Annotated in this window: 5 protein-coding genes and 1 pseudogene; 3 read left to right on the top strand and 3 right to left on the bottom strand. The window is 70.7% G+C overall.

Annotated elements, in window-relative coordinates; genetic code table 11:
- The coding region (locus ACWELQ_RS39155) for an NAD(P)-binding protein (RefSeq protein WP_452402056.1) at positions 1–273 on the top strand (273 nt) is incomplete at its 5' end.
- 15 nt (positions 274–288) lie between these two features.
- On the opposite strand, the gene ACWELQ_RS39150 is transcribed toward ACWELQ_RS39155, so the two are convergent.
- From ACWELQ_RS39150 to ACWELQ_RS39140, 3 genes are all read right to left on the bottom strand, one after another.
- Positions 289–1,122 (bottom strand): sulfurtransferase, encoded by an 834-nt coding sequence (locus ACWELQ_RS39150; protein WP_452402055.1) that lies wholly within the window; start codon positions 1,120–1,122, stop codon positions 289–291.
- A gap of 73 nt (positions 1,123–1,195) precedes the next feature.
- Positions 1,196–2,404 carry a benzoate/H(+) symporter BenE family transporter gene (locus ACWELQ_RS39145; protein WP_452402054.1) on the bottom strand — a complete coding sequence of 403 codons (1,209 nt, stop codon included), beginning with the start codon at positions 2,402–2,404 and terminating at the stop codon, positions 1,196–1,198.
- Positions 2,405–2,480: 76 nt separating this feature from the next.
- Positions 2,481–3,005: an Lrp/AsnC family transcriptional regulator gene (locus ACWELQ_RS39140; protein WP_452402053.1), complete on the bottom strand. Its 525-nt coding sequence runs from the start codon at positions 3,003–3,005 to the stop codon at positions 2,481–2,483.
- Positions 3,006–3,184: 179 nt separating this feature from the next.
- Here ACWELQ_RS39140 and pdhA point away from each other — a divergent pair, with 179 nt between their 5' ends.
- Positions 3,185–4,264, top strand: a complete 1,080-nt coding sequence (pdhA, locus tag ACWELQ_RS39135) for a pyruvate dehydrogenase (acetyl-transferring) E1 component subunit alpha (RefSeq protein WP_452402052.1) — start codon at positions 3,185–3,187, stop codon at positions 4,262–4,264.
- Positions 4,261–4,475, top strand: a pseudogene (locus ACWELQ_RS39130) (hypothetical protein); the annotation flags it as partial. The gene pdhA and the pseudogene ACWELQ_RS39130, both read left to right, overlap by 4 nt.

The following is a 4,475-nucleotide window of genomic DNA, read 5'->3' as shown; positions in this document are numbered from 1 at the left end:
GTCAGCGTGGTGGTGATCGGCAGCGGCATCGCGGGCGTGACGGCCGCCGACTTCATCCGCCGCGGCCACCCCGACTGCGAAATCCACCTGGTCGGCGCGCACCGCGGCGGCGATACCCACGACCACGACGGCGGCCACAGCCATGACACCGGGCTGTCGGCCGTCGACATCCGCCGCTATCGGGTGCCGCTGTCGGAAATCGGTTTCACCGCAATCGAATTCCGCACCGGCCCGTACGCGACCGGCATCCTCACCGCGGTGCGGCCCAACTGATCGGGGCCCGACTGATCAGGCCGGTTCGGCCCCGGTGGCGGCCGGGCGTTTGGGGTCGTTGGACCACTGCGACCAGGAGCCGGGGTAGAGCGCGGCGTCGATGCCCGCCACCGCGAGCGCGGCCACCTGGTGCGCGGCCGTCACGCCGGAACCGCAGTATGCCGCGACCGGGCCGGAGCCCAATCCCTCGAAGCGGGAACGCAATTCGTCCACGGACTTGAAATGCCCGGTGGCGGTGAGGTTTTCGGCGGTCGGCGCGCTGACCGCGCCCGGAATATGGCCCGCGCGCGGATCGATGGGTTCCACCTCGCCGCGGTAGCGCTCGCCCGCGCGGGCATCCAGCAGCAGGCCCTGCCACCCGGCCGCGCCGTCGGCGTCGACGGTCGGCATATTGCCCGGGGACAGCACCACGCTGCCGGGCTCCGGATCGGGTTCGTCGCCGGAAACGACTTTGCCACCGGCGTTTTCCCAGGCAGGCAAGCCGCCGTCGAGAATGCGGACGTCGGCGACGCCGCCCCAGCGCAGCAGCCACCACGCCCGCGCGGCGGCCATGCCGCCGGTGGCGTCGTAGACGACCACGGTGTCCCCGTCGGACACGCCCCAGCTGCGCGCGCACTTCTGCAGGTGCGCCAGTTCCGGCATCGGGTGGCGGCCCTTGGCGGCGGAGGCGGGCGCGGCCAGCTCGGTCTCCAGGTCGACGAACACGGCCCCGGGAATGTGCCCGTCCAAATAGTGCTGCGGCCCATCGGGATCCCCGAGCGCCCATCGCACGTCCAGTAGCCGCACCCGGCCGCCGCCCGCGCTCAGCAACTCCTGAAGTTCCGCAACCGAGATCAGCACCGCGCTCAAGCCAACTCCTCTTCGCCGATTCACCACACCATGAAGCCGAACGAACCCACCCTAGCCCCTGCCCGGGCCGGGCTCAGGGCTTGGCCGGGGGCAGGAACCAGCGGACGACCAGCCCGGCGACCAGGGCCCAGAAGGCCGCACCGATGCCGAGCAGGCCGATGCCCGACGCCGCGACGAGGAAGGTCAGGGCGGCGGCGGTGCGATGGGCGGCGGGTGACAGGGCGGCGGTCAGGGCCCCGGCCAGGGTGGCGATGAGGGCAAGGCCCGCAACGGTTTCCAGCACTCCCTTCGGCGCCGCGGCCACCAGGGCCACGAGTGCGCCGGAGGCCAGGGCGAGGACCAGATACGAGCAGCCCGCGGTGAAGGCCGCGATCCAGCGCCGCTTCGGATCCGGATGCGCGGCGGGGGCGGCCGACAGCGCCGCGCTGATGGCGGCCAGGTTGATGGCGTGCCCGCCCGCCGCCGCGCCGAGCACCGTGCCCAGGCCCGTGACGGTCATGGCGGCCCGCCACGGCACGCGGTAGTCGAAGGTGCGCATGACGGCGGTGCCCGGAATGTTCTGGGCGGCCATGGTCACGATGTAGAGCGGGATCGCGACGCCGATCATGGCCTGCCAACTCCAGTGCGGCACAGTCCATTCCACGCGCGGTACCATGGCCGACAGCTCGAGGCGGCGATGCGTCACCGCGATGTCGATGCCCGCGCCGACCGCCGCCACGGCGAAGGCCGCCAGCACCGACCAGCGCGGCGCGAAGCGTTGCAACACCAGCCAGGTCACGATGACCGGCACCACCACGGCCGGGCTCACCGGCAGCGCCTTGGCCGGGGCCAGGCACAGCGGCAGCAGCACCCCGGCCAGCATGGCCTGTGCGATCTCGACCGGGATCGCGGCGATCAGCGCACCCAGGCGCTGCCAGAAGCCGGTCAGCACAATGAGTCCGCCCGCCACCGCGAACGCGCCCACGGCCGCCGCCCAGCCGCCCGCGACCGCCCCGGTGCTCGCCAGCAGGGCCGCGCCCGGCGTGGACCAGGCCAGTGTGATCGGCATGCGGTAGCGCCGACTCAACACGAGCATGCCGAGCCCCTGGGTGACGCAGACCGCCAGCAGTCCGGACGCCGCCTGCGCCGAGGTCGCGCCCATGGCGGTCAGGCCGGTCAGCACCACCGCGAAGGAACTGGTGAATCCGACCAGGGCGGTGACGATTCCGGCCCCGATGGGCTGGCCGAGGCCCACCTCGGGTGGGCTCTCGATCGTCTCGGGGCCGGTGACGCTGGTGCTCATCGGGTCATCGTCCCGGTCCAGTCGCCCCCGGGTCAGCGGCCAATCCGCCGAAACTGGACTGAAATTCGCGCGTTGATCACGGCCGATCGACCTCGGGGGCCGGGCGAGACGGGCCATTGGTCAGGCGGTCCAGCAACGGGGTGATGCGCGGACCGACCAACTGCTGCATGACCAGGGCCATATTGGTGCGCTCCACACCCGGCACCTTCAGGATGCGACCGGTCAGGCGGTACAGGTCCTCCGCGTCGACGGCGACCACCCGCACGGTCAGATCCGTCGTCCCGCTCACCCCGCAGACCTCGGTGACCTCCGGAATCTCGGCCAGTTCGGCAACCACCGAGTCGAGCCGATGCTGATCGACGATCACCGCCACGAAGGCTGCCAGCGAGTAGCCCAGCGCCCGCGGATCCACCCGGCGTTCGAAGCTGGCGAGCACCCCGGCCGCCTCCCAGCGAGCCAGTCTGGCCTGCACGGTATTGCGTGAGAGGCCCAGGCGCGCGGCCAGTTCGACACCCGTGGCGCGGGGATTGGCCACCAGCTCCAGCAACAGCCTGGCATCGGTGGCATCCAGCGGGGCAGAAAGTGGCTCCCTGCTGCTCATGGGGATCAGTATGACACCCGCGACCGGCCATCGACCGAGCATTCTGCACAGTTCGGCGCGCCTTACTTGCGCAGATCGCCAGCCGGAGGATGCTGAGTGGTACAGGACACACATCGGTTGCTCACGGGACACAATCCCCAGGCGACAACGGTGTAACCCGGTGTCAGGAGGCGATATCCATGCCCGAGAAGAACACCTACCCGGTGCAGCTCGTACAGCCCGACGGCCGACGCGTATTCGACCCCGTCCACGCCCCGCTGGTCGCCGATATCGGCGGCGCGCAACTGCGTGCCATGTACTCCGACATGGTCGTGGCCCGGCGCATCGACACCGAGGCCACCGCCCTGCAACGCCAGGGCCAACTCGGACTCTGGCCCCCGCTGCTCGGCCAGGAGGCCGCGCAGATCGGTTCGGCCCACGCCCTGCATTCCGATGATTACGTGTTCTGCAGTTACCGCGAGGCCGGTGTCGCGCTCTGCCGCGGGGTCGCGCCCGAGGACATGACCCGGCTCTGGCGCGGCGTCGCGCATTCCTGCTGGGACGCCGACGCGGTGAAGATGACCAATCCGGCGATCGTGGTCGGCGCGCAGGGATTACACGCCACCGGCTATGCCTACGCCGCCCATCTCGAGGGCGCGGAGATCGCCACCATCGCCTACTTCGGCGACGGCGCGACCAGTCAGGGCGATATCGCCGAGGCGCTCGGCTTCGCGGCGAGCTGGTCGGCGCCGGTGGTGTTCTTCTGCCAGAACAATCAGTGGGCCATCAGCGCGCCCGTGCGGGTGCAGTCCGCCACCCCAATCGCGCGGCGCGCCCTCGGTTACGGCATCCCCGGTGTCCAGGTGGACGGCAATGACGCGCTCGCCGTGCTGGCGGTGACCCGGCAGGCGTTGCAGCACGCGCGATCCGGGGCGGGGCCGAGTTTCATCGAGGCCATCACCTACCGCATGGGTCCGCACACCACCGCCGACGATCCGACCCGCTACCGCGCCGACGCCGAGCTCGAGCTCTGGCGGCAGCGCGATCCCATCGACCGGCTGCGGCGGCTGCTGGAACGAGAAAAGCTGTGGGACAGCGATTTCGAGACCGAGGTCGAAGTGCGGGCGGACGCCGTGGCCGCCCGATTGCGCACCGCCACCCTCACCATGCCGGATCCCGAACCCGGCGAGTTGTTCGAACACGTCTACGCCACACCGCACCGCCTGATCGAGGAGGAACGCCGCGCGTACACCGCCTATCTGGAGGGAGTGGGACGATGAAGACCACCTTCGCGGGAGCCATCAATCACGGACTGCGCCGGGCGCTCGAGGACGACCCCAAGGTCGTGCTCATGGGTGAGGACATCGGCCGCCTCGGCGGCGTCTTCCGGGTCACCGACACGCTGCAGAAGGATTTCGCCGCGAAGATCAGCACGATCCCGGCATTGGCCAGCAGCCGCGCCCAGAAATGGTGCCGGAACACCAGAATGTC

The sequence above is a fragment of the Nocardia sp. NPDC004722 genome, assembly GCF_053601505.1.
Note: the sequence above shows the minus strand (reverse complement) of the source record. Positions and strands in the feature narration are given on the sequence as shown.

Bases quoted from the DNA above. Each gene is read 5' to 3' on its own strand.
- pdhA (WP_452402052.1), top strand. From the start codon at position 3,185: ATGCCCGAGAAGAACACCTACCCGGTGCAGCTCGTACAGCCCGACGGC.
- ACWELQ_RS39145 (WP_452402054.1), bottom strand. From the start codon at position 2,404: ATGAGCACCAGCGTCACCGGCCCCGAGACGATCGAGAGCCCACCCGAG.
- ACWELQ_RS39140 (WP_452402053.1), bottom strand. From the start codon at position 3,005: ATGAGCAGCAGGGAGCCACTTTCTGCCCCGCTGGATGCCACCGATGCC.